Consider the following 23056-nt stretch of genomic DNA (forward strand, 5'->3'; position numbering starts at 1 on the left):
GTTCCCGTGACCGAATCGACCATCACCACCGTGCTCGTGGCGAATCGCGGGGAGATCGCCCGCCGCGTGTTCGCCTCGTGCCGCCGGGCCGGTCTCGGCGCGATCGCCGTGTTCTCCGATGCCGACGCGAACAGTCCGCACGTGCGCGATGCCGATGCCGCTGTGCGACTTCCGGGAGTCTCTCCCGCCGAGACCTACCTCGACGGGAAGAAGATCGTCGCGGCTGCACTGGCCGCGGGTGCCGACGCGGTTCACCCGGGCTACGGATTCTTGTCCGAGAACGCCGGATTCGCACGTGCGGTGCTCGAGGCGGGGCTGATCTGGATCGGACCACGCCCGGAGTCGATCGAACGGATGGGCTCGAAGGTCGAAGCCAAGAAGATCATGGCCGACGCGGGTGTCCCCGTTCTCGCCGAACTCGACCCCGCCGACATCACCGACGCCGACCTCCCGGTGCTCGTCAAGGCGTCCGCAGGCGGCGGAGGACGCGGAATGCGGGTGGTGCGCACGCTCGACGACCTGCCGCGGCAACTCGAGGCGGCCCGCCGGGAGGCGGCGTCGGCGTTCGGCGACTCCACGGTGTTCTGCGAGCGTTATCTCGAGAACGGACGACATATCGAGGTTCAGGTCCTCGCGGACCGGCACGGCACGGTGTGGGCGGTGGGTGAACGTGAATGCTCGATCCAACGACGCCACCAGAAGGTGATCGAGGAAGCACCGTCGCCGCTCGTCGACGCGATCGACGGGATGCGCCGGCGCCTGTTCGATGCCGCTCACCGCGCCGCACAGGCCATCGGTTACGAGGGCGCCGGCACCGTCGAGTTCCTCGCGGACCGCTCCGGGCAGTTCCACTTCCTGGAGATGAATACACGCCTGCAGGTCGAGCATCCCGTCACCGAATGCACGACCGGACTCGATCTCGTCGACCTGCAGATCCGCATCGCCGACGGCGACCGCCTCGACCCCGAACCTCCACCTGTACAAGGTCATTCCGTGGAGGCCAGGCTCTACGCCGAGGACCCGGCCCGGGACTGGCAACCGCAGTCCGGCACCCTGCACCGTTTAGCGTTGCCGCACGAGGCACGTGAGTTCGACGTGCTCCGGCAGCCCGGTGTGCGCGTCGATTCGGGTGTCGTCGCGGGAACGGAGGTCGGGGTCCACTACGACGCGATGCTCGCCAAGGTCATCTCGTACGCGCCGACCCGCGACCACGCGGTGCGTCTGCTGGCGTCGACGTTGGCACGCACCGAGATTCACGGCATCGTCACCAACCGCGATCTCCTCGTCGCGGTGCTGCGACATCCCGCCTTCGGTGCGGGAGAGACCGACACCGCCTTCTTCGACACCCACGGACTCGCGGAACTGTCGGCCCCGCTCGCCTCCCCGCACGCGGAAGCGGTGTCCGCGATCGCAGCCGCTCTGGCGGAGTCGGCCGGCAACCGCGCTGCCGCCACGGTGAATAGGGGCCTGCCCTCGGGATGGCGGAATCTGCCCTCCCAGCCGCAGCTCACGCGTTTCACCGGCGTGCACGGCGACCACGAGGTGCGCTACCGGCTCACGCGTGACGGGGCATACGTCGACGGCCGTGGCGACCTCCGTGTCGTCGAGTTCGCACCGGATCGGGTGGTCCTGGACGTCGACGGTGTCCGCCGGCATGTCGCGGTGACGCGGTACGGCGATGCGGTGCACGTCGATTCGTCGCTCGGACCGGTGCGCCTGACCGCCGTCCCGCGCTTCGTCGACCCCACGGCCCGGATAGCCGCCGGATCACTGCTCGCACCCATGCCGGGATCGGTGATCCGGCTCGGTGCTGCCGTCGGCGATGCGGTCGAAGCGGGCCGGCCGCTCGTGTGGCTCGACGCGATGAAGATGGAGCACACCGTCACCGCACCCGCCGCCGGCACCCTCACGGCACTTGGGGTTGAGGTCGGAGATCAGGTCGCCGTCGGTACCGTCCTCGCCGTGGTCACGCCGCACGACGACGCGCCGTCCGACAGTCCCGGCCCGGAAGGCAGACCATGAGCGTTATTCAGGAGCCGTCATGACCGAACCGAACCCCGTGGTGGTGCACTACGACGTCGACCACGGCGTCGCGACACTGACCTTCGACTCCCCGCACAACCGCAACGCCCTGTCCGCCTCGCTGCTGACACAACTGAGCCACGGACTCGATGCCGCGGCCACCGACCCTGATATCCGCGCGGTCGTCCTCACCCACACCGGTGGAACATTCTGTGCCGGAGCAGATTTGAGTGGATCCTCCGGATCTGCGCAGGAGGCGGCTTCCGCCCGCACCTGGGACATGACCGCGTTGCTGCGGCAGATCCTGGAACTGCCCAAACCGGTCCTCGCTCGTATCGACGGGCACGTCCGCGCCGGTGGTATGGGCCTGATCGGAGCCTGCGACATCGTCGTGGCCGGCCCCGAGTCGACGTTCGCCCTCACGGAAGCACGGCTCGGTCTGGCCGCCTCGATCATCTCCTTGACCGTACTTCCGCGACTGTCCTCGCGTGCGGCAGCACGGTACTTCCTGACCGGCGAACGGTTCGGCCCGGAGGAGGCGTGCTCCGAGGGTCTCGTCACCGTCTCGACAGGGGATACCGGAACTGCCGTCGCGGAACTGCTCGCGGAGATCCGTGCATGCTCACCGCAGGGTCTGGCCGAATCGAAACGTCTCGTCACAGAGCGGATCCTCGCGGACTTCGATCGCTACGGAGACGACCTGGCAGCGCGTTCGGCCCGGTTGTTCGGTTCCGAGGAAGCGGTGGAAGGGATGACGGCGTTCCTGCAGAAGCGGTCCCCGTGGTGGGCCGACCGGTGAGAACGCGACACGCACGGGGGCCGTTCGAATTCGCGGTGGTCGGCGTGTGCGGTCCGTTGTCGCTCGATCTACGTGGGTCCCGGTGAGCGGGAATCGGCGCGTAGGAATGTGATTCGCATCATAGCGTCCGCCGCATGACCATCGTGACCAGCGCCGATCCCGTTCTCGGCGAGTTGCTCGAGAAGCAGCGCCGACAGTTCCGTGCACAACGCACCAGCACGGCCGTGCAACGACGAGAGCGGATCCAGAGCGTGATCGACATGCTCGTCGCCCGCACGGACGAGATCGTGGACGCGATCGACGCCGACTTCGGTGGACGCCATCCCGGCTATTCCACGACCAATGATGTGCTCGGTTCGCTCTCGGCCCTGAAGTACGCACGCGACCACCTCGAAGAATGGATGCGGCCGCAGCAGCGAGCCCCCTTCTCGCCGTACGACCAGCTGGGTGCGACCGCCTCGGTTCACTATCAACCCAAGGGATCGGTCGCGATCATCGGCACCTGGAACGCCCCGGTGTTCACTCTTCTCGCCCCGCTGGCCGGGGTCCTGGCCGCAGGCAATCGCGCCGTTCTCAAACCGTCCGAGATCGTGCCGCGCACATCCCGGGCACTGGCGGACGCCGCGGCGGAATTCCTGGATCCCGCCGACGTCGCGGTGGTCACCGGTGGACCGGATGTCGCGAAGGCGCTGACCTCCCTTCCGTTCGACCACATCGTGTTCACCGGCGGGGAAGCGGCCGGGCGCTCGGTGATGGCGAACGCGGCCCTCAATCTCGTACCCGTCACCCTCGAACTCGGGGGCAAGTCTCCGGTGATCGTCGGCCGTTCCGCGGACATCGCGACGGCTGCCTACCGGATCGCGGTCGGCAAGTCGATCAACAGCGGTCAGCTGTGTGTCGGTCCCGACACCGTCCACGTGCCGGCCGAGATGCTCGAATCGTTCCTCGACGTCGTGTGCGGGACCTACCGGGAACTGTTCCCGACCATCGCCGGCAATCCGGACGTCACCGCGATCGTCGACGACCGGCACGCGGCCCGCATCGACGGATATGTCCGTCAGGCACAGGAACTCGGAGCGAGGATCGTGGTGGCACCGGACGAGCCCGTCGCCATCGCCGAACGCCGCCGCCCGCTCCGCATCGTGATCGACCCGCCGGAGTCCGCAGCCGTCTCACAGGAGGAGATCTTCGGCCCGGTCATGGTCGTACGCACGTACGACGACCTCGGACAGGTGCTGGGCACGATCAATTCCGGTCGGAAGCCGCTCGCGCTCTACTACTTCGGGCAGGACGACGAGGAACGACGGTGCGTCCTCGAATGCACCACCTCGGGCGGCGTCACCATCAACGACATCGCGATGCATCCGGGCATGCTCGATGCGCCCTTCGGCGGGGTCGGGGCATCCGGGATGGGGCACTACAACGGCCTGGAGGGATTCCTCGAATTCAGTCATGCCAGAACAATTTTCGTTTCTCCCGACTACGACCCCCGGCGTGAATGGGGGATGTTGCCGCCCTACGCGGACGGTTACAGAGCCGGAATGTCCGCCCAGGTGACGCCGTGATTCCGCCGTTGCTGTCCCGTCCTTCGATGCCTTCAGGAGAAAACCGATGAGAACTCGCGGCGCGATCATCCGCAGCACGCCCGGAACCTACGAGGTGGTCGACCTCGACCTCGACGAGCCGCGCCGCGGCGAACTGACCGTCGAGATGGTGGCCGCGGGGCTGTGTCATTCCGACGACCACATCGCCGCCGGTGACCACGCGGTCGGGGTCTACCCGATCTGCGGCGGGCACGAAGGTGCCGGTGTCGTCGTGCAGGTCGGGCCGGAAACGCACGGATGGACCGTCGGAGACCATGTGGTCTTCTCGTTCCTGGCAGCGTGCGGTCGGTGCCGGTGGTGCGCGAAGGGAATGCAGAACCTGTGCGACCGCGGCGCGGCGATCATGACCGGCAGTCGTCCCGACGATCCGACGAGTTTCCGCCTGAGCCTCGAGGGAACACCGGTGGCCCAGACGTGCGGGCTGTCGACCTTCAGTCAGTACACGACGGTCAGCGTCGACTCGGCGATCAAGGTGGACAAGGATCTGCCGCTCGACAAGCTGTGCCTGCTCGGTTGCGGAGTCGGCACCGGTTGGGGTGCGGCGGTCAACTCCGCCGAGGTGTATCCGGGGCAGACCGTGATCGTCCAGGGGATCGGCGGTATCGGGATCAACGCGGTCCAGGGCGCTGCGCACGCGGGGGCAGCTCGGATCATCGCGGTCGATCCGGTGCCGTTCAAACGGGAGTCGGCATTGCGGTTCGGGGCCACCCATGCGGTCGCCGATATGACGGAAGCGACCGAGATCGCTCGGTCGTACACCAACGGGCAGGGTGCGGACTCCGCGATCGTCACGGTCGGAGTGACGACGGGTGAGCACATCGCGGAGGCATTCTCGGCGATCCGCAAAGCGGGAACCTGCGTCGTCACGGGTCTGGGCAAGATGACGGATTTCGGTATCCCCATCAGCCCGATGGAGCTGGTGCTCTACCAGAAGCGCCTGCAGGGTTCGCTGTTCGGCGCGTCGACGCCGACCGCCGACATCCCCTGGTTGATCGACCTGTACACCTCGGGCGTGCTGAAGCTCGACGAGCTCGTGACGACCACCTACAAGCTCGACGACATCGCCCAGGGATTCGTCGACATGCACGAGGGCAGGAACCTGCGCGGAGTCGTCCTGTTCTGAGCAGGGACCCATCGCCGCCGGCGCATCGGCGAAGACGCGTGGAGCCGCCCGGGTGAATGGGGTGGGCGCAATCTCCTCCCCGGCTACCGGGCGGCCTCGGCGACTCCCAGCGACAGCGCACCGAACAACTTCGGAGTCTTCTCCTCGTAGAAGGTGTCGAGTTCGCGGATGTCGAAACCCGCACCGCGGATGAGGTCGGGAATCCGTCGTGTCAGGTGGCAACCACCGGCGATCCGCTTCTGGATCGGTTCGAGCCGGTGCTGCCACCGTCGGACGCTCTCGTCCGGGGCGAGCCCGTGTTCGACGAAGTGCAGCGTGCCCCCGGGCGTGAGGACACGCCGTACCTCGCGCAGGGCCGCGTCGGCATCGGGGATGGTGCACAGGGTCCAGGTCGTCAGTGCGCTGTCGAAGGTGTTGTCCTCGAACGGAAGCGATTGCCCGTCGAGACCGGATCGTTCGATGTGGACGGGTGAGTCCTCGATGCGTGATCGGGCGAGTTTCCATCCGAGATCGGCGGGTTCGACGGCGCTGACCGATTCGATCGAAGTGGGGTAGTACGGAACGTTCAGGCCCGAACCGAATCCGATCTCGAGGACGCGGCCGCTCAAGCCTGCGCACACTCGCTTCCGGTTCGCCTCGGTGAACGACGGTGCACAGGCGATGTTCACCAGTCGCGGTACGACGTGATCGTTGTAGAGGCCCATGGCAGTCCTTTCGCCTCGTGGCGTACCGATCTGCTCCGTTCCATGATGGCATCTGCGGCGCCGAACGTAACCCCCGACGCGGACTCAGCGCAGCCCGTCGCCGGGTCACTCCACTTCGGCGAGTCCGTACTCGGGTCGCCCGGCCGGGCGGTACACGGTGATGACGATGCCGGACGGAGTAGTGCGCGAGTCGACGAGATCCAACTTCGTGTCGCGACCCCCGATCGGGAACAGTCGCCGCCCCTGACCGAGGACCACAGGGAACGTGATGAGGCGGTACTCGTCCACCAGATCGTGCTCGAAGAGGGTGTGGACGAGCCCGATGCTGCCGTGGACCTGCAGTTCCCGTCCCGGCTGCTTTTTCAGTTCCGCGACCGCGTTGGGCACGTCGCCGTCGAGGACGGTCGTGTTCTGCCACTTCGGGTCGGTGAGCGTCGTGGAGGCGACGTACTTCGGGAGGGTGTCGAGTGCACGGGCGACCGGGTCGTCGGGGTCGGTCGAGTTCGGCCACGACGCAGCGAAGACGTCGTAGGTGTTCCGGCCCAGCAGGAACGCATCGACCTTCGAGAACACCTCGTCGATGAACGTGCCGGTGTCCTCGTCGAACAGGGGCACCACCCAACCACCGCGTTCGAAACCGTCGCTGCGGTCCTCGTCGGGACCGCCGGGCCCCTGGGCCACACCGTCGGCCGATACGAAGGTCGTCACCGTGAGCTTCATCGTCGTCCCCTTTCGAAGGTCGTCGCCGAGTACAGACACGGGAAGCGCGGAGAACTCATCGCTTGCATCCCTCCGGCACGGAAGGTATCTCTGGACGCAGCGTCGCGTGCCGATGACGGACTGCGTCAGGCATGGAGGCGCGGGACCACAAGGAGTTCTCCTTGAGTATTGCGTTCAACCACACCATCGTCGCGGCCGACGACAAGCAGCATTCGGCCTACTTCCTCACCACCCTGTTCGGGCTGCCCGACCCGGTGCCCGCCGGGCACTTCCTCGCCGTCGAACTCGGCAACGGTGTCACCCTCGATTTCGCCGAACCGCCACCGGACGTGGAGTATCCGCCGCAGCACTATGCATTCCTGGTGTCGGAGGAGGAATTCGACGAGATCTACGCCCGGATCCTCGAGCAGAAGATCGAACACTGGGCCGATCCTCGGCAGTCGGCACCCGGTATCAACAGAAACGACGGGGGTCGAGGAACCTACTTCCTCGACCCCGCCGGTCACTTCATGGAGATCATCACGCGCCCTTACGGTTGGCGCCCCTGAACCGTCTCGGCCGCAGCGCGTCGCCGTGCCAGCACCGTGCAGGTACCGGCGATCGCTGCGGTCAGCGCGCCGGTCGCGAGCAGCTGTGTACGAGCGGCGGGGTCGAACAGGGCGAGCACCGCGATACCGGCGAGCAGACCGAGCGTCGCGTACGACAGGTACGGGAAGCCCCACATCTTCAGCGGCAGTGCGTCCTCGCTGCCGTTGCGGCGTGCGCGACGACGGAGCACGATGTGCGAGACCGCGACGAACGTCCACAGCACCAGGATCGTGGAGCCGACGGCGTTGAGCAGCAGCGGCAGCACCCGGTCGGGGTAGAGGTAGTTCAGTCCGACCGTGACGAAGCCGAACGCCACCGAGGCGAGCACCGCATTGCGGGGAACGCCGTTGGACGACAGTCGCCCGAAGACGGGATGCGCCGATCCGCGGTGCGACAGCGAGAAGATCATCCGGGAAGCGCTGAACAGCATCGCGTTGAGCGAGGAGAGCAGTGCGACCACGACGATCACGGTCATCACCGCGGCGGCACCCGGGACGGCCCCGGCCTCCAGCACGGCGACGAACGGACCGGTCGCGAGATCTTCGGAGGTCCACGGCAGGATCGTCACCATCACGAGCACCGACCCGATGTAGAACACGAGGATGCGCCACACCAGGGTGCGTACCGCGCGGCCCACGTTGCGACGGGGATCGGCGGTCTCCGCGGCGGCGATCGCGATGATCTCGGTGCCACCGAACGCGAACACCACGATGAGCAGGCCGGCGGCGATACCGGCGATACCGGTGGGAGCGAACCCGCCGTGTGCCGTGAGATTCGCGAAGCCGGTCGTCTCGAAGGTGGGCATCCACCCGGCGATCATCGCGACACCGATCACCAGGAACCCGAGGATCGCGACGATCTTGATTGCGGCGAACCAGAATTCGACCTCACCGAAGCGGCGCACGCCGACGAGGTTCACGCCCGTCAGCACGACCATGTAGAACAGCGCGGACGCCCACTGCGGGATGCCGGGCAGTGCCACCGCGGTGATCGCGGCGGCACCGGTGGCCTCCGCGGCGATCACGATGATCACCTGCACCCAGTACAGCCAGCCGATTGTGCGCCCCGCGACGGGACCGAGCGCGTTCTCGGTGTGCTCGGAGAACGCACCGCTGGCGGGGTTGGCCGCGGCCATCTCGCCCATCATGCGCATCACGAACACGACGAGAACGGCCGCCACCAGGAACGAGATCAGGATCGCCGGGCCGGCGACCGCGATACCCGCCCCCGACCCGACGAACAGGCCGGCCCCGATGGCGCCGCCGAGGCTCATCATGACGAGCTGGCGGGGCCGCATGGCGCGATGCAGGCCCGCGATGCTCTGAGCACCCGTCGTGGTCCCTGCGGGGCCCTGGGCGCCGGTCGTCGTCGCCGTAGCCAGGGTGTCAGTCATCGATGCGCTCCCCGGCCGGGACCAGCTGATCGAGTGCGATCTCGAAGGCCGTCGCGGCGAGTCCGGTGAGCTCGGTCGAGCGGTCGTGGCACCGGCGCAGGGCCGTCTCGATGGTGGTGGACACATCGCCGAAGATCGCGGCGTCGGAGACCTCCACGTCGCCTTCCATGAGCTGGGCGAAGGCCCGGGCCATTCCGCAGTTGGCGATGAAGTCGGGAATCACGGCGACGGACTTGTCGGCGTGCTCGTAGGTAGGGCCGTAGAAGATCTCGTCGTCGGCGAACGGGACGTTGGCGCCGGAGGCGATCGTCTCGAGCCCTGCAGCGACCATGCGGTCGACCTGTTCGCGGGTGACGAGCCGGCTTGCGGCGCACGGCAGGAAGATCTCGGCTCCGAGATCCCAGATGCGGGCGTTCACCTCGTCGAAGGGGAGCATCCGGTCGCTGCGCAGGGCGTTGCCGTCGCGCTCGAGCAGCAGGGTGCGGATCTCGTCGAAGGAGAGTCCTTCGGGTTCGAGGATGCCGCCGTCGCGGTCGATGATGCCCACGATCGACGCGCCGGCCTGAGCGAGATAGTAGGCAGCGGCGGCGCCGACATTGCCCCAGCCCTGCACCACCACGCGCTTGCCCGCGAGGTCGCTGCCCCGGTAGACGAGCTGATGGTGACGGACCGACTCGGCCACACCGTAGCCGGTGATCAGATCGGCGACAGTGTATTTCGTGCTGGTGGCGGGAGTGAACCGCGCGTCCTCGACGACCTTCGCGACGCCGAGCCGCAGCTGGCCCACCCGTTGGATGCGCTGGCGCTCGTCCTTGCCGAAGTGACCGTTGACGACACCTTCCTGCGGGTGCCACAGGCCGTTGGCCTCGGTGAGCGGAACGACCTCGTTCATCTCGTCGACGTTGAGGTCGCCACCGGTGCCGTAGTAGGCCCGCAGCAGGGGAGTGACTGCCGCGAACCAGCGGCGCAGCACGCCCTCCTTGCGGGGGTCGGACGGATCGAAATCGATACCGGACTTGGCACCACCGATTGCGGGTCCGGAGACGGTGAACTTGATCTCCATGGTCTTCGCCAGCGACTCCACCTCGCGCCGGTCGAGGCCGCGGCGCATGCGGGTGCCGCCACCGGCCGCACCGCCCCGCAGCGAGTTGATGACGACCCAGCCCCGGGCGGTGGTCTCGGTGTCGTGCCACTCGAAGACGATCTCAGGGGCTTTTTCTTCGAATCGGGTCAGCAGGTTCTTCATGGCGAACGACTGTGACGGCAGTAACAAATCCTGCGCAACTGTGGCTCGGTCAACTGTGCAGCGTGCGGAGGGTCCGGACGCCTGAAGCACTTTTTTCTGTGCAATCCGGCTAGCCGGAACGAGATTGTGGCGGTGATCGGCTCACCGCCGGTAGGCCGGTGCTTTCGCGGATCGTTCGGGCTGGAGGGTGCGGAGCAGCGGCATCGCCCGGTAGTGCACGACCTCCGAGAGCACCATGACGCTCGTCGACCGCGCGACGATCGATGAGCGGTTCAGTTCGATGAGGGTTTGCTGGAGACCGAGATGCGATTCGGCCCCGATGCGGCACAGAACGTCGCCCGCGCCGGTGGTGGCGAACGCTTCGAGCACTCCCGGGATGCGTTCGAGGACCTCGGTGACGTCTTCGAGAGCGCCCTGCACGATCTCCATCGTCACGAATGCCTGCACGTCGAAACCTGCTGCGGCGAGGTTGATCCGAGGTTCGTAGCCGGCGATCACCCCGGTGTCCTCGAGGCGTCGCAGGCGTGCCGAGACGGTGGCGCGCGCGACCTTCAGGCGACGGGACAGCTCGAGCGCGCCGACCTTCGGGTCGGCATGCAGGGCCTCGAGGAGAGCGAAATCCAATTCGTCCAGCTGTACGGGCTCGCGCATTGCGCTTCCTTCCCCTCGAGCGCCGAAAACTAGCCTGATTGTATAGGTGAGCACAAGGATTCCGACGAATTCGAGTCAGTCGGACCAGTTGTCGAAGGCGACGTTGCGTCCCACCACCGGGTGGGTTTCTCCTGGTGACACACGACACAACGACTGTGCCGCAGTGAGCGGCAGGAGGTTGCAGCCATGACTCTGGAATACACCCTGACCGACAGCGAACGCCTCGCTCAGCTCGACGCCGAGGAGCTCCGGCGCCTCGTCGGTCTCGTGGAGTACGACAGTGAGCGGGATCCGTTCCCGGTGAGCGGCTGGGACGCTGTGGTGTGGGTGGTCGGCAACGCTACGCAGACGGCGCACTACTTCCAGTCGGCCTACGGTATGGAACTCGTCGCCTATTCCGGACCCACCACCGGCAACCGCGACCATCACGCCTACGTACTGCGCAGCGGCGCCGTGCGATTCGTGATCAAGGGTGCGGTGGATCCGGACAGCCCGCTGATCGAGCACCATCGCCTCCACGGTGACGGCGTGGTCGACATCGCGCTCCAGGTCCCGGATGTCGACAAGTGCATCGAGCACGCCCGGCGCCAGGGGGCGGCCGTCCTCGAGGAGCCCTACGAGATCAGTGACGAGAACGGCACGGTCCGCATCGGCGCCATCGCGACGTACGGCGACACCCGGCACACGCTCGTCGACCGGTCGCGCTACAACGGTCCGTATCTGCCCGGCTACGTCGAGCGCACCTCGACCTACCGCAAGCGTCAGGGTGCGCCCAAGTGGATCTTCCAGGCGCTCGATCACGTCGTCGGCAACGTCGAACTCGGGCACATGGACGAGTGGGTCGACTTCTACAACCGCGTCATGGGTTTCACGAACATGGCGGAGTTCGTCGGCGACGACATCGCGACCGATTACTCGGCGCTCATGAGCAAGGTGGTGTGCAACGGCAACCACCGCGTGAAGTTCCCGCTCAACGAGCCCGCCATCGCGAAGAAGCGTTCGCAGATCGACGAGTATCTCGATTTCTACCGCGGACCGGGCGCACAGCATCTCGCCTTGGCCACCAACGACATCCTCACCGCGGTCGATTCGCTGCGCGAGGAGGGCGTGGAGTTCCTCGCGACTCCCGATGCGTACTACGACGATCCGGAGCTGCGCGCTCGTATCGGTGAGGTCCGGGTGCCGATCGAGGAGCTGAAGAAGCGGGGCATCCTGGTGGACCGCGACGAGGACGGCTACCTGCTGCAGATCTTCACCAAGCCCGTCGGCGACCGTCCGACCGTGTTCTTCGAGCTGATCGAGCGGCACGGTTCGCTCGGTTTCGGCAAGGGCAACTTCAAGGCGCTGTTCGAGGCGATCGAGCGGGAGCAGGCCGCGCGCGGCAACTTCTGAGTCCGGTCCTAGATCAGCCGACCGAGCCGCGTGCGCAACGCGTGCTCGGTCTGCCGGATCGCCGTTCCCACAATCGGTTCGATGAGCATGCCGAGTGTGCGGCCGGCGATCCCGCCGGGCAGCCGGTAGCCGAAGTCGACGTCGAGCCGCGTCGCGTCGCCGAGGTCCGTGAAGGTCCACGACGATGCGGCGCGGAATCCGGCGATCGAGTCGAGGACGATCGTGCGGTTGCGTTCCCATTCGACGACTTCCACACGCGAGTCGAGATCCTTGGGGCCGATCCGCATGGTCGAGTCGTAGACGGCGCCGAGACCGGAGACCTGTCCGCCCACGGGCTGGAAACGGGCTACTCCGAACATCCAGTCGGGAACGTTCCGGTAGTCGTCGACGTAGGAGAACGCGAGGTCGATGGGGATGTCTGCGACGGCGCTGTGGCGGACGTGAATCATGGCGGTAGCCCTTTACGAGAAGTTTTCTGTTACCGAATGTAGCGGTTAACTGCGCACTCCGGAAGGGGTTCGCACCCCGTTGCCCCCCTGTTCGATAAGTGTTTGAATTTCGTGACGCACGTCACATGCACTTTCGGCTCAGGAGGCTCGGGTGAAGACGAAGGCAGCAATCATCAAAGGAATCGACCGCCCGTGGGAGATCGAGGAGATCGATCTCGGCGATCCCGTAGCAGGTGAGGTGCAGATCCGTCTCGCGGCTTCGGGTCTGTGCCATTCCGACGAGCACTTGCGCTCGGGCGCGACACCACTTCCCTTCTTCCCGGTCCTCGGCGGTCACGAAGGGGCGGGTGTGGTCACCAAGGTGGGGCCGGGAGTGAGCGGTCTCGAGGAGGGCGACCACGTCGTCCTCGCGTTCATTCCGGCCTGCGGGCGCTGCCGGTCCTGCGCGAAGGGTCTGCAGAACATCTGCGACGAGGGCGCCGGCCTGCTCACCGGTCAGGCCATCTCCGACAAGGCCTACCGCGCGACCCTGAACGGCGACCCGGTGCTGCAGATGTGCCTGCTCGGCACGTTCGCGCCGTACGTCACCGTCAACGAGGCGTCGGTCATCAAGATCGAGAAGGACATCCCGCTCGAGAAGGCCGCCCTGCTCGGGTGCGGCGTCGCGACCGGCTGGGGTTCGGCCACGGAGATCGGCGGCACCAAGCTCGGCGACACCGTCGTGGTCATCGGTGTCGGCGGTGTCGGCATCAACTCCGTACAGGGTGCGGCGCACGCCGGTGCGCGGTTCGTCGTCGCGATCGACCCCGTCGAATTCAAGCGGCAGAAGGCCAAGGAGTTCGGTGCCACGCACGTCTTCGCATCGATCGAGGAGGCCGCACCGGTGATCGGCGAAATCACCTGGGGGCAGATGGCCGACGTCACCGTCATCACCGTCGGCGAGATCACCGGCGACATCATCGGTCCCGCACTCGGTCTCACGGCCAAGGGCGGGCAGGTCGTCGTCGTGGGCATGGGCCACGCCACCGACTCGCAGGTGACGATGAGCCTGTTCGAGCTGACGCTGCTGCAGAAGCGATTGCAGGGGGCCATCTTCGGTGGCACCGGTCCGCGCTCGCAGATCCCCAGGCTCCTCGAGCTGTACCGCAACGGGCAGCTCGATCTCGACAACCTCGTCACCAAGACCTACAAGCTCGAGGACATCAACGAGGGCTACGCCGACATGCACGCCGGCAAGAACCTCCGCGGTGTCGTCCTCTACGGCGAGGACGATTACTGATCCTGCGAGCGGCTACCGCTCCTGCGAGCGCCGAGGTCGCCGGAGCCGTCCCTTACGGTGTTGACCATGGACACGCGTGAGGATCCGGTTTCCGGCGACGTCGGGTCGTGGCGGCACTACGGCCCGGCCGATCTGCCCAAGCCGCTCGTCGCTGCGCTCGAGGCGTTCGCCGAACGCGGCTACGACGGCACGTCCATCCGGGAGGTCGCGTCGCGCTCCGGTCTGTCGGTGCCGGGGCTGTACCACCACTACCCGTCGAAGCAGGCGCTGCTGGTCTCGCTCACCACCACCGTGCTGCACGACCTGCTCGCCCGTAGCAGGCAGGCGCTCGCCGAGGCCGGGCCCAGCCCGTCCGAGCGATTCGACGCGGTCGTCGAGTCGCTGCTGCGCTTCCACATGTTCCGCCGCGACCAGGCGTTCGTGGCGTCGACGGAGATGCGCAGCATGGAACCCCAGGCCCGCCGGGCCTTCGTCGCGCTGCGCGACGAGCAGCAGCGCATCATCGACGAGATCGTCGAGGCCGGCGTTGCCGACGGCACCTTCTCCACGTCCTTCCCGAAGGACGCCAGTCGCGCGGTGACGACGATGTGCGTCGCGGTGGCCGGCTGGTACCGGCCCGACGGCTCGTTGTCTCCCGACGAGATAGTGCGCCGATACCTGCAGGTCGCGCGGAATGCGGTCGGGGCGGCGTAGCCGAGCACCCCCTGGGCTTGACCCGATCGTGAGGGTATGTCACGGTGAACTTCACCGAGCGATCGATCGGTCGGTACGGAAGGAGCTCAGTATGGCGGTCGACCTGTCCTACTCGGACCACGTCCGGGACCTCATCGCACGGACCGAGCAGTTCGTCCGCGACGAAGTGCTTCCCGTCGAGGACACCCACGGTGGCGACATCACCGCTGCCGGCGGCGACGTGATCCGGGCGGATCTGCAGAAGGCCGCCAAGGCTGCCGGTGTCTTCGCTCCGCACGCGCCCGTCGAATACGGTGGCCACGGCCTGAACATGTCCGACCGCGCCCCGGTCTTCGAGGCCGCGGGATACTCGCTCTTCGGCCCCACCGCGCTCAACATCGCTGCCCCCGACGAGGGCAACGTGCACATGCTCGCGCACATCGCGAGCGACGAGCAGAAACAGCAGTTCCTCGCACCGCTGGCCGCCGGCGACGTGCGCTCGGCCTTCGCAATGACCGAACCGGCCCCCGGTGCCGGTGCCGATCCGAACGCGTTGAACACGCGCGCCGAGAAGGTGCCCGGCGGATGGAAGATCAACGGCCGCAAGCACTTCATCACCGGTGCCGACGGTGCCGGATTCTTCATCGTCATGGCCCGCACGTCCGGTGAGCCCGGGCAGCGCGGCGGCGCCACGATGTTCCTCGCCCCCGCCGACACCGCAGGTCTGAAGATCGGCCGCCATATCGACACCCTCGACCGCTCCATGATCGGCGGTCACTGCGAGGTCGATTTCGAGGATCTGTTCGTCCCCGACTCGGCGGTGCTCGGCGAGGTCGACCAAGGCTTCGCCTACGCGCAGGTGCGTCTCGGACCTGCCCGCATGACGCACGTGATGCGCTGGCTCGGTGCCGCCCGCCGCGGTCACGACACCGCCGTCCGCTATGTCGCCGAACGCGAAGGATTCGGTTCCCGCCTCGGCGATCTCGGCATGATCCAGAAGATGATCGCCGACAACGAAATCGACATCGCGGCGACCCGGGCGCTGCTCGTGCAGGCGTGCTGGGAACTCGACCAGGGTTCCCACGCCGCGAATGCCACGTCGATCGCCAAGACCTTCGCCGCCGAAGCGATCTTCCGCATCGTCGACCGGTCCGCTCAGATGTGCGGCGGTCTCGGTGTCTCCGAAGATCTTCCGATCGCACGCCTCACCCGTGAGGTCCGGCCGTTCCGCGTGTACGACGGCCCGTCGGAGGTGCACCGCTGGGCCATCGCCAAACGCGCCGTCGGTGCCGTCCGCAAGGCAGCCCGCGAGGCCGCGAAATGACCGCGGTACACGAAGGACTCGATCTCGCTGCGCTCGAACGGTTCCTGACCGACTCCGGCGTCGCCGTCGACGGTGAACTGCGCGCCGAGCTGATCGCGGGCGGCAAGTCCAACCTCACCTACGGCATCCTCGACGACACCTCACACTGGGTGCTGCGACGTCCGCCCACCGCAGGTCTGACGCCGTCGGCGCATGACGTCGCCCGCGAATTCCGCATCACCTCGGCACTGAAGAACACCGGTGTGCCGGTCGCACCCACCGTCGTCCAGTGCGAGGACGCGTCCGTGATGGGTGCGCCGTTCACGCTCGTCGACTTCGTCGAGGGACGTGTGGTGCGCAGCAAGGCCGACCTCGACGCGCTCGGTGACGACGAGGTCGACCGCTGTGTCGGTGAACTCGTGCGTATCCTCGCCGAACTGCACAACGTCGACTTCGAAGCCGTCGGTCTCGGGGGACTGGGCCGACCGGACGGTTACGTGACCCGTCAGGTGAAGCTGTGGGCGAGCCAGTGGGGTCGCGTCAAGACCCGCGAGCTGCCCGACCTCGAACGGTTGCACGCCGCACTCGCCGAATCGATTCCGGAGTCACCCGCTCCCACGATCGTCCACGGCGACTACCGCATCGACAACACCATCCTGGATGCGAGCGACACGGGACGTGTCGTCGCCGTGGTGGACTGGGAACTGTCCACCCTCGGCGACCCGCTCACCGACCTCGCGATGATGTGCGTCTACCGGCATCCTGCCCTCGACGACGTGCTCGGCTTCCCGGCCGCATGGTCGAGCGATCGCCTCCCCGGAACGGACCATCTGGTGCAGCGGTATGCCACCGCGTCGGGTCGCGACATCGCCCACTGGAACTTCTACCTGAGCCTGGCCTACCTCAAGCTCGCCGTCATCGCGGAGGGCATCCACCACCGGTGGCGTGCCGGAGCGACCGTCGGCGACGGCTTCGACCGCGCCGGGGAAGCCGTGCCGGACCTGGTGGCAGCAGGACTCGCAGCACTGAAGGGAGCCCACGCGTGAGCAGCGCGCTCGTGACCGGAGCATCGAGGGGAATCGGCCTCGGTATCGCAACCCGTCTCGCCGAACGCGGCTACGCACTGACGATCAGCGCTCGCGGGGCGGAACGCCTCGAGAGCGTCGCCGAGCGTCTGCGGGAGGTGGGTGCCAAGGAAGTACGCGCTGTCGCAGCCGATCTCGCTGATCCGGAAGCCACCGCCCGTGTCGTGGAGACGCATCGCGAGGCGTTCGGTTCGATGAAGGCGCTGATCCTCAATGCCGGTGTCGGCACGGCAGGTCCGATCGCCGAGTTCCCGGCCCGCCGGTTCGACAAGACGGTCGCCGTGAACCTCAACGCTCCGTTCGCGCTCATCCAGGCGTCACTGCCGTTGCTGCGCGCCGAGGCGGAGAACAATCCGACCCGCGGATCGAAGATCGTTGCACTCTCGTCGATCACGGGTGTCTACGCCGAGGCCGGTCTCGCCGCCTACGGTGCGACGAAGGCCGCGCTGATCTCACTGGTGGAGACGCTCAACGCCGAGGAATCCGGCAACGGCATCTCGGCGTCGGCGCTGGCACCCGCCTACGTCGACACCGACATGTCCGACTGGGTCAAGGACAAGATCCCGGCCGAGTCCATGATCGAGGTGAACGACGTCGTCGAGATCGTCGACGCGCTGCTCGAGCTGTCGTCGCGGGCCGTCGTGCCCAAGCTCGTGCTCAGCCGCGCCGGCGCAGGTCTCTACACCGCTTGACCCTCTACGCGGCCTGACGGTCGGGGGCGGTCGACCGCAGTCGCAGGTCGACCGGCTGCCCGTCGGACGGGAACGGCAGCGACGTGAAGGGCCGGGTCTCACTCATCGAGTCCGCCGGCTTCGAACCCCCGCGCACCCACAGGCGAGCGTCGCTACGGAGTTTCGCCCAGATGGTCGCCGACGAAGCGACCCGCATGTTCGGCGACCGGACGTGGCCGCCCGAACGCGGTGCGGTCGATCGTCGCCGACCGCGGTGCGGTGCGGTCGATCGTCGCCGACCGCGGTGCGGTGCGGTCGATCGTCGCCGACCGCGGTGCGGTGCGGTCAATCGTCACCGTTGGTCTCCTTCTCCTCCCCGCGTCGGCGCAGGAAGTTGAAGCCGGGGACGCCGACGATGGCTTGGCGGACATCCTTCGCGACGAGAAGCAGTTCGTGGATCTCGGGTGAGACGGTGTCGAGTGTGGCCATGATCGGCAGCACGGCATCCACCCGCTCGGTGATCTCGGGGAGCCGGTCGATGAGCCTGATCGCGGCGTGCAACTCCACCGCCGAGAACTCCTCGACGAACTGGGTGGCCAGCGGCGCCGCCCGATCGGCGAGAGGACGGTAGGTCTCGAGTAGCTCCGCGGCGGCATCGGAGCTGCGACCTGCGGATTCGACGACAACTCGCGCATCCGACGCCACGGTCGTCGCGTCGCGTACGACCCCGCCCGTGGAGTCGATGATCTCCGTTGCGCGTGTGACCGCGTCGGCGGCCTCCTCCACCACACCGATGGTCGAGGCGATCACCTGCGTCGCCTGTGCGACAGCCACCGATGCTCCCTCGACGATGTCGGTGGCGTCGGTGACCACGCTGTCGATGCGGCGGATCAACGACTCGACGGAGCCGATGAGTGATTCGGCATCGTCGAGCAGGCCTTCCACCCGTGCCGGGATCGAGAGCGCGAACTCGGCGGTCTCGCGTGTGCGTCCGAGCACGGTCCGGGTGACGTCGACGAGGGAACCGGCGACCGAGAGTCCGAGCGCGGGCACAGGCAGCGAGATCATGTCGCCATAGTGCAGTACGACCGGTCGTCGTGATCACGGACCTCACATTTTCGGCGTCCCGTTCGTCTACCCGGTACAGAGCACACACCGAATGGAAGGATCGAAGCCGTGACCGCATTGCGCACCCACACCGTGATCGACTCACCGATCGGCGAGCTGACGTTGGTGAACACAGACGGCGTCCTGAGCGGCGTGTACATGGCCGAGCATCGCCCCGCGCCCGATCGCACCGGCTTCGGCGAGCAGGCGGCCGATGGTTTCGACGAGGCGATCGCCCAGTTCGTGGAGTACTTCGCGGGTCGTCGCACCCGGTTCACCGTCCCGATCGCTCCCGTCGGAACCCCCTTCCAGCACGAGGTGTGGGAGTCGCTGAAGACGATCGAGTACGGCACCACACGCACCTACTCGGAGATCGCACTCGCCCTCGGCCGGCCCACTGCGGTACGGGCGGTGGCCGCGGCCAATGCCCGCAACCCCCTCTGCATCATCGTCCCGTGCCATCGCGTCATCGGCAGCGGCGGCAAGCTCACGGGCTATGCCGGCGGCATCGAGCGCAAACGGTTCCTGCTCGACCAGGAAGCGCAGGTGCTGTGTTCCGGCGATGCCGGAGTCCCCGGCGACACCCATGTCTCTGCCTGATCACATAGTGCGGACGAGCCTCCCGCCGTTCGAGGAGGTGGTCATCCGCCACGGCGCGACGGTTCTCCGGGTCTGCCGCGCACTGCTCGGATCCGTCGACGCCGACGACGCCTGGTCGGAGACCTTCCTCGCGGCATTGCGCGCGTATCCCGAACTTCCGCCGGGCAGCAATGTCGAAGCGTGGCTGGTGACCATCGCGCACCGGAAGGCCGTCGACATCCACCGCGTGCGCGGGCGAACCCCGGTACCCACCGAGAACCTGCCCGAACCCACGTCGACCACGGGGAATCCCGGTGAGGGCGACGACGAGCTGTGGACCGCGGTTGCAGAGCTTCCCTTCACGCAACGGGCGGCGTTGGTCTACCACTACGTCGGCGGCCTGCCCTACGCCGAGATCGGCACGATCCTCGGCAACAGCCCGGCTGCGGCGCGTCGCGCGGCAGCCGACGGGCGGACGGCGCTGCGTCGTCGGATCGAATACGGAACAGGATGTCGCTCATGAACTTTCCACAACCCTCGGTCGGCCCGACCGACCTCGCGTGGTTGCGGGAGAAGCTCGTACTCGACGCCGGGGCAGCCGGACTGCTCGATGTCGCGTTCCGCGTCGTCGACACCCCCGTCGGTCCGCTCCTGCTGGCCACCACCACCGTCGGACTGGTGCGGGTCGCCTACGTCGCCGACGGATCCGACGCCGTGCTCGACGAACTTTCCCGCCGGATCAGTCCGCGCGTCCTCGACGCACCGCTGCGACTCGACCCCGTCGTCCGGCAACTCGACGAATACTTCGCCGGTACCCGGACACATTTCGACCTCCCGCTCGATCTACGCCTCGCCGACGGATTCCGCCGCGAGGTGATCACGCGACTACCCGACATCGAATACGGGCACACGGCGAGCTACGCGGAGATCGCGGCCGCTGCCGGCAGCCCTCGGGCGGTGCGGGCGGTCGGTACGGCGTGCGCGAAGAACCCACTGCCCGTGGTGGTGCCGTGCCATCGGGTGGTACGCAGCGACGGCAGTATGGGGCAGTACGTCGGGGGAGTCGACGCGAAGAAGGCACTGCTGCAACTCGAGTCGGTGGCATGACCACAACCTTTCGCATCCCGGTGGCGGAACCCGTTGCGGTGGGGCCGATGCTGGCGTCGCTGCGAAACCACACCGTCCCCGGCTACGAACAGCACGACAGCGCGACCGGTACCCACCACCGTGCGCTCCGCACGAACGGCGGTACCGCACACGTCACCGTCCGCCTCGGAGACCTGGCGACATCCGCGCTCGGAAAGGGTGGAGATGCCCGGCATCTCGAGATTCTCGTCGAGACTGCCGGTCGCGCGGATGCCGCCGACGTCGGCGACACGATACGGACGTGGCTCGATCTCGGGGTCGACCCGTCCGTCGTGGATGCGGCGTTCGTGTCCGATCCCGTGCTCGGGCCTCTCGTCCGAACCCATCCCGGTCTGCGCGTGGTCGGTACCACCGACTGGTTCGCCACCGCCGTGGCGACCGTGCTCGGGCAGCAGGTGAGTGTTGCCGCGGCCTGCACATTCGCGGGGCGTCTCGTCGCGGCGTTCGGCGACGACGCACCGGGCGGATTACGGTGCTTTCCCGCGCCGCACCGACTCGCGGGCGTCGAGCAGAGCGAACTGCGTGCCGTTATCGGCACAACGCGGTCCCGTGCCCGCACCGTCTCCGAACTGGCCCGAGCCGTGGCCGACGGAGTGGGTCCGGAGCAGCCGTCGTTCACCGAAGATCTCCTCGCGCTCCCCGGTATCGGTCCGTGGACCGTCGACTATCTGGCCCTGCGGCTCGGCGACCGCGATGCTTGTCCGTCCGGCGATCTCGTTCTCCGGCGCGCTCTGCAGGTGACGAGCGCGCGCGAAGCCGCTGAGCGGGCCGAGCAGTGGAGGCCGTGGCGGGCCTATGCCGTCACCCATCTGTGGACACACGCCACCTACTCGCCGCCGGAATCCTCGGCATAGACGGCGCGCACCGCGGTATCCATCGGGAAGCGAACCTGCGTGTCGCCGAACATCAATCGCGTCGCCACCTCAACGGAGGCCGTGACGTGCGACCGCGCGAGCTCCGGATTGCCGGTGTGCACCACGACTTCGTCGTGCTGGAAGAACACGAGATCGCCGGCGGTCGGGTCGGGATCGGTGGTCAGTCGCCGGCGCAGCTCGGCGAGCACGCACAATGCCCACTCGGCTGCGGTGGCCTGCACGACGAAGTTCCGTGTGAAGCGCCCGCGCGCGTGCGCATCGCCGTGCGAGTGGAACCCCTCCGGGGCGGGTGGGCACGCGCGGCCCAGCCACGAATGCGCCACCTCGCCACGCTCGCCCGCGCGCGCCGCACGTTCGACGAAGTCGACGGCGGTGGGGAAACTGCGACGCAGCACCGCGAGCAGGGCGCGCGCGTCGCCGGAGGTGGCCCCGTACAACACGCCGAGCACCGCGACCTTCGCCTTCGCGCGGTCGCCGCCGAAGGACGCCGCTGCGACGGGGGCGTACAGATCGTCCGAACCGGCAGCTGCCACCATGCGCCGGTCACCCGACATCGCCGCCAGGATGCGTGGCTCGAGCTGGCCTGCGTCGGCGATGACGAACGACCGTCCGGGATCGGCGACCACGCTCGACCGCAACGCCTTGGGGATCTGCAGAGCACCGCCGCCCCGACTCGCCCACCGGCCCGAGACGACGGCGCCGGGAACGTACACCGGGCGGAACCGGTCGTCGCGTACCCAGGTGTCGAGCCAGTGCCAGCCGTTCGTGCTGTACAACTTCGACAGCTCGCGGTGCCGCAGCAACAGCGGCACCACAGGATGGTCGATCCGCTGCAACACGTGCTTGCGGGTCGACTCGACCGTGATGCCTTCGCGACGGAACGCCTCGAGCACCTCGCTGTGCGAGGCGGGATTCACGGCACGACCGAAGACGGCGCTGATCTCCTCGACGACTTCGGCGATGCGGCTCGGCAGGTCGTAACCGGTCGGGCGTGGCCCGAGAGTGTCCTCGAGCAGACGACGATGCGCCCGCGCCGAGAACGGCAACCCGTCGAAACTCATCTCGGCCGCTGCGAGCGTGCCGGCCGATTCGGCGGCGGTGAGCAGTTCCAGGCGGGCATCGCCGGAGATGCGCCGACGCTGATCGGCGACCTGTTCGACGACTGCTTCGACGTCGATCGCGGGTGCGGCATCGAAGAGGCCGGGTCGCTCGTCGATCGGCTCCTCCGAGGCAGGTGGGGGCAGACCTTCCCGTACGGCGAGGATGACGCCGGTGGTGGCGAGGTCGTGGCATCGCTGCACCCGGACTCCGGCGCGAAGAAGCTCGGGATAGACGGTTGCCGTCGAGGTCCACACCCAGCGCGGTCGAGATTCGGCTTCGATCGTTGCGACCGCTGCTGCGAACTCGGGATACTCACGTATCGGTCCGAGTGGCGCACCCGATGCGTCGACCTCGACGATGCTTGCACCGCGACGGCCCCGGCCGTCCGCAGGATGAGGAACAACGACCGTGCGCATCCATACAGTGTGCTCCATCACGGCGACAGCTTTCGGCGCGCCGTACCCCACGATTCACCCTCGAATTCACCCGTACCGAGGGCGATCCCCGAGAGAACCGGCACTACCGTGATAGTGGAGGGGCTCCGCCG

Annotated in this window: 23 protein-coding genes and 1 pseudogene; 16 read left to right on the forward strand and 8 right to left on the reverse strand. The window is 67.5% G+C overall.

The genetic code is table 11. The annotated features are described in order from the left end of the window. Nucleotides 1–6 precede the first annotated feature (6 nt). The 4 genes from EQ874_RS03010 (at nt 7) to EQ874_RS03025 (ending at nt 5548) form a co-directional block, all read left to right on the forward strand. Nucleotides 7–2022, forward strand: coding sequence for a biotin carboxylase N-terminal domain-containing protein (locus EQ874_RS03010; protein WP_129975488.1), 2016 nt, complete (start codon nt 7–9; stop codon nt 2020–2022). A gap of 19 nt (nt 2023–2041) precedes the next feature. Continuing rightward, a complete protein-coding gene (locus EQ874_RS03015; protein ID WP_129975490.1) occupies nt 2042–2821 on the forward strand; it encodes an enoyl-CoA hydratase family protein in 780 nt (259 codons plus the stop codon). A gap of 134 nt (nt 2822–2955) precedes the next feature. Next, nucleotides 2956–4386, forward strand: a complete 1431-nt coding sequence (locus EQ874_RS03020) for an aldehyde dehydrogenase family protein (RefSeq protein ID WP_129975492.1) — start codon at nt 2956–2958, stop codon at nt 4384–4386. Between the two features lie 46 nt (nt 4387–4432). Then, complete coding sequence (locus tag EQ874_RS03025) at nt 4433–5548, forward strand: NDMA-dependent alcohol dehydrogenase (RefSeq protein WP_129975494.1); 1116 nt, start codon at nt 4433–4435, stop codon at nt 5546–5548. An 83-nt stretch (nt 5549–5631) separates the two neighbouring features. On the opposite strand, the gene EQ874_RS03030 is transcribed toward EQ874_RS03025, so the two are convergent. Further along, on the reverse strand, nt 5632–6252 hold the full coding sequence (locus EQ874_RS03030; protein WP_129975496.1) for a class I SAM-dependent methyltransferase: 621 nt from the start codon (nt 6250–6252) through the stop codon (nt 5632–5634). Nucleotides 6253–6357: 105 nt separating this feature from the next. Beyond that, the gene (locus EQ874_RS03035; protein WP_129975498.1) at nt 6358–6972 is read right to left on the reverse strand and encodes a dihydrofolate reductase family protein; all 615 of its coding nucleotides are present in this window, start codon (nt 6970–6972) and stop codon (nt 6358–6360) included. Between the two features lie 131 nt (nt 6973–7103). Here EQ874_RS03035 and EQ874_RS03040 point away from each other — a divergent pair, with 131 nt between their 5' ends. Then, nucleotides 7104–7520 carry a VOC family protein gene (locus tag EQ874_RS03040; protein WP_129975500.1) on the forward strand — a complete coding sequence of 139 codons (417 nt, stop codon included), beginning with the start codon at nt 7104–7106 and terminating at the stop codon, nt 7518–7520. Here the strand turns inward: EQ874_RS03040 and EQ874_RS03045 are convergent. From EQ874_RS03045 to EQ874_RS03055, 3 genes are all read right to left on the reverse strand, one after another. Next, the gene (locus EQ874_RS03045; protein ID WP_064064284.1) at nt 7502–8953 is read right to left on the reverse strand and encodes an amino acid permease; all 1452 of its coding nucleotides are present in this window, start codon (nt 8951–8953) and stop codon (nt 7502–7504) included. The two genes, EQ874_RS03040 and EQ874_RS03045, sit on opposite strands and share 19 nt — an antisense overlap. Further along, a complete protein-coding gene (locus tag EQ874_RS03050) occupies nt 8946–10199 on the reverse strand; it encodes a Glu/Leu/Phe/Val dehydrogenase dimerization domain-containing protein (RefSeq protein ID WP_016932973.1) in 1254 nt (417 codons plus the stop codon). Before EQ874_RS03050 ends, EQ874_RS03045 begins: the two co-directional genes overlap by 8 nt. A gap of 141 nt (nt 10200–10340) precedes the next feature. After that, nucleotides 10341–10850 (reverse strand): winged helix-turn-helix transcriptional regulator, encoded by a 510-nt coding sequence (locus EQ874_RS03055; protein ID WP_016932974.1) that lies wholly within the window; start codon nt 10848–10850, stop codon nt 10341–10343. A 186-nt stretch (nt 10851–11036) separates the two neighbouring features. Here EQ874_RS03055 and hppD point away from each other — a divergent pair, with 186 nt between their 5' ends. Further along, nucleotides 11037–12242 (forward strand): 4-hydroxyphenylpyruvate dioxygenase, encoded by a 1206-nt coding sequence (gene hppD, locus EQ874_RS03060; RefSeq protein WP_129975502.1) that lies wholly within the window; start codon nt 11037–11039, stop codon nt 12240–12242. Nucleotides 12243–12250: 8 nt separating this feature from the next. On the opposite strand, the gene EQ874_RS03065 is transcribed toward hppD, so the two are convergent. After that, nucleotides 12251–12691, reverse strand: coding sequence for an SRPBCC family protein (locus EQ874_RS03065; protein ID WP_129975504.1), 441 nt, complete (start codon nt 12689–12691; stop codon nt 12251–12253). Between the two features lie 151 nt (nt 12692–12842). Between EQ874_RS03065 and EQ874_RS03070 the strand changes: the two genes are divergently transcribed. The 6 genes and pseudogenes from EQ874_RS03070 to EQ874_RS23090 form a co-directional block, all read left to right on the forward strand. Then, on the forward strand, nt 12843–13970 hold the full coding sequence (locus EQ874_RS03070; protein WP_129975506.1) for an NDMA-dependent alcohol dehydrogenase: 1128 nt from the start codon (nt 12843–12845) through the stop codon (nt 13968–13970). A gap of 66 nt (nt 13971–14036) precedes the next feature. After that, nucleotides 14037–14663: a TetR/AcrR family transcriptional regulator gene (locus tag EQ874_RS03075; RefSeq protein WP_129975508.1), complete on the forward strand. Its 627-nt coding sequence runs from the start codon at nt 14037–14039 to the stop codon at nt 14661–14663. Nucleotides 14664–14754: 91 nt separating this feature from the next. Next, nucleotides 14755–15966: an acyl-CoA dehydrogenase family protein gene (locus EQ874_RS03080; protein ID WP_129975510.1), complete on the forward strand. Its 1212-nt coding sequence runs from the start codon at nt 14755–14757 to the stop codon at nt 15964–15966. After that, on the forward strand, nt 15963–16991 hold the full coding sequence (locus tag EQ874_RS03085) for a phosphotransferase family protein (RefSeq protein WP_129975511.1): 1029 nt from the start codon (nt 15963–15965) through the stop codon (nt 16989–16991). The genes EQ874_RS03080 and EQ874_RS03085 overlap by 4 nt, the downstream gene beginning before the upstream one ends. Then, nucleotides 16988–17722 carry an SDR family oxidoreductase gene (locus EQ874_RS03090; RefSeq protein WP_129975513.1) on the forward strand — a complete coding sequence of 245 codons (735 nt, stop codon included), beginning with the start codon at nt 16988–16990 and terminating at the stop codon, nt 17720–17722. Before EQ874_RS03085 ends, EQ874_RS03090 begins: the two co-directional genes overlap by 4 nt. An 86-nt stretch (nt 17723–17808) precedes the next feature. After that, nucleotides 17809–17961 (forward strand): annotated as a pseudogene (locus EQ874_RS23090) (TetR/AcrR family transcriptional regulator); the annotation flags it as partial. A gap of 85 nt (nt 17962–18046) precedes the next feature. Here the strand turns inward: EQ874_RS23090 and EQ874_RS03100 are convergent. Then, nucleotides 18047–18769, reverse strand: coding sequence for a hypothetical protein (locus tag EQ874_RS03100; RefSeq protein ID WP_064064293.1), 723 nt, complete (start codon nt 18767–18769; stop codon nt 18047–18049). 108 nt (nt 18770–18877) lie between these two features. Between EQ874_RS03100 and EQ874_RS03105 the strand changes: the two genes are divergently transcribed. The 4 genes from EQ874_RS03105 to EQ874_RS03120 are packed head-to-tail and all read left to right on the forward strand — an operon-like array spanning nt 18878 to nt 21387. Continuing rightward, entirely contained in the window at nt 18878–19408 is a 531-nt protein-coding gene (locus EQ874_RS03105; RefSeq protein WP_129975515.1) for a methylated-DNA--[protein]-cysteine S-methyltransferase, read from the forward strand. After that, nucleotides 19395–19910, forward strand: a complete 516-nt coding sequence (locus EQ874_RS03110) for an RNA polymerase sigma factor (RefSeq protein WP_165369188.1) — start codon at nt 19395–19397, stop codon at nt 19908–19910. The genes EQ874_RS03105 and EQ874_RS03110 overlap by 14 nt, the downstream gene beginning before the upstream one ends. Then, nucleotides 19898–20494, forward strand: a complete 597-nt coding sequence (locus EQ874_RS03115) for a methylated-DNA--[protein]-cysteine S-methyltransferase (protein WP_064064295.1) — start codon at nt 19898–19900, stop codon at nt 20492–20494. The genes EQ874_RS03110 and EQ874_RS03115 overlap by 13 nt, the downstream gene beginning before the upstream one ends. Continuing rightward, on the forward strand, nt 20491–21387 hold the full coding sequence (locus EQ874_RS03120; protein ID WP_064064296.1) for an AlkA N-terminal domain-containing protein: 897 nt from the start codon (nt 20491–20493) through the stop codon (nt 21385–21387). Before EQ874_RS03115 ends, EQ874_RS03120 begins: the two co-directional genes overlap by 4 nt. On the opposite strand, the gene EQ874_RS03125 is transcribed toward EQ874_RS03120, so the two are convergent. Continuing rightward, nucleotides 21360–22925 (reverse strand): bifunctional 3'-5' exonuclease/DNA polymerase, encoded by a 1566-nt coding sequence (locus EQ874_RS03125; protein WP_129975517.1) that lies wholly within the window; start codon nt 22923–22925, stop codon nt 21360–21362. The genes EQ874_RS03120 and EQ874_RS03125 overlap by 28 nt on opposite strands. Between the last annotated feature and the right edge of the window lie 131 nt (nt 22926–23056).

This window comes from Rhodococcus sp. Q1 (genome assembly GCF_004153645.1).
Classification (GTDB): Bacteria; Actinomycetota; Actinomycetes; order Mycobacteriales; family Mycobacteriaceae; genus Rhodococcus; species Rhodococcus gordoniae.

Excerpts from the sequence above, each read along its gene's own strand:
- EQ874_RS03040 (WP_129975500.1), top strand. The coding sequence starts at position 7,104 with ATGGAGGCGCGGGACCACAAGGAGTTCTCCTTGAGTATTGCGTTCAAC.
- EQ874_RS03035 (WP_129975498.1), bottom strand. The coding sequence starts at position 6,972 with ATGAAGCTCACGGTGACGACCTTCGTATCGGCCGACGGTGTGGCCCAG.
- EQ874_RS03115 (WP_064064295.1), top strand. The coding sequence starts at position 19,898 with ATGTCGCTCATGAACTTTCCACAACCCTCGGTCGGCCCGACCGACCTC.
- EQ874_RS03075 (WP_129975508.1), top strand. The coding sequence starts at position 14,037 with ATGGACACGCGTGAGGATCCGGTTTCCGGCGACGTCGGGTCGTGGCGG.
- EQ874_RS03055 (WP_016932974.1), bottom strand. The coding sequence starts at position 10,850 with ATGCGCGAGCCCGTACAGCTGGACGAATTGGATTTCGCTCTCCTCGAG.
- EQ874_RS03100 (WP_064064293.1), bottom strand. The coding sequence starts at position 18,769 with ATGATCTCGCTGCCTGTGCCCGCGCTCGGACTCTCGGTCGCCGGTTCC.
- EQ874_RS03110 (WP_165369188.1), top strand. The coding sequence starts at position 19,395 with ATGTCTCTGCCTGATCACATAGTGCGGACGAGCCTCCCGCCGTTCGAG.
- EQ874_RS03020 (WP_129975492.1), top strand. The coding sequence starts at position 2,956 with ATGACCATCGTGACCAGCGCCGATCCCGTTCTCGGCGAGTTGCTCGAG.
- EQ874_RS03025 (WP_129975494.1), top strand. The coding sequence starts at position 4,433 with ATGAGAACTCGCGGCGCGATCATCCGCAGCACGCCCGGAACCTACGAG.
- hppD (WP_129975502.1), top strand. The coding sequence starts at position 11,037 with ATGACTCTGGAATACACCCTGACCGACAGCGAACGCCTCGCTCAGCTC.
- EQ874_RS03045 (WP_064064284.1), bottom strand. The coding sequence starts at position 8,953 with ATGACTGACACCCTGGCTACGGCGACGACGACCGGCGCCCAGGGCCCC.
- EQ874_RS03050 (WP_016932973.1), bottom strand. The coding sequence starts at position 10,199 with ATGAAGAACCTGCTGACCCGATTCGAAGAAAAAGCCCCTGAGATCGTC.
- EQ874_RS03015 (WP_129975490.1), top strand. The coding sequence starts at position 2,042 with ATGACCGAACCGAACCCCGTGGTGGTGCACTACGACGTCGACCACGGC.
- EQ874_RS03080 (WP_129975510.1), top strand. The coding sequence starts at position 14,755 with ATGGCGGTCGACCTGTCCTACTCGGACCACGTCCGGGACCTCATCGCA.
- EQ874_RS03125 (WP_129975517.1), bottom strand. The coding sequence starts at position 22,925 with ATGCGCACGGTCGTTGTTCCTCATCCTGCGGACGGCCGGGGCCGTCGC.
- EQ874_RS03120 (WP_064064296.1), top strand. The coding sequence starts at position 20,491 with ATGACCACAACCTTTCGCATCCCGGTGGCGGAACCCGTTGCGGTGGGG.
- EQ874_RS03030 (WP_129975496.1), bottom strand. The coding sequence starts at position 6,252 with ATGGGCCTCTACAACGATCACGTCGTACCGCGACTGGTGAACATCGCC.
- EQ874_RS03065 (WP_129975504.1), bottom strand. The coding sequence starts at position 12,691 with ATGATTCACGTCCGCCACAGCGCCGTCGCAGACATCCCCATCGACCTC.
- EQ874_RS03085 (WP_129975511.1), top strand. The coding sequence starts at position 15,963 with ATGACCGCGGTACACGAAGGACTCGATCTCGCTGCGCTCGAACGGTTC.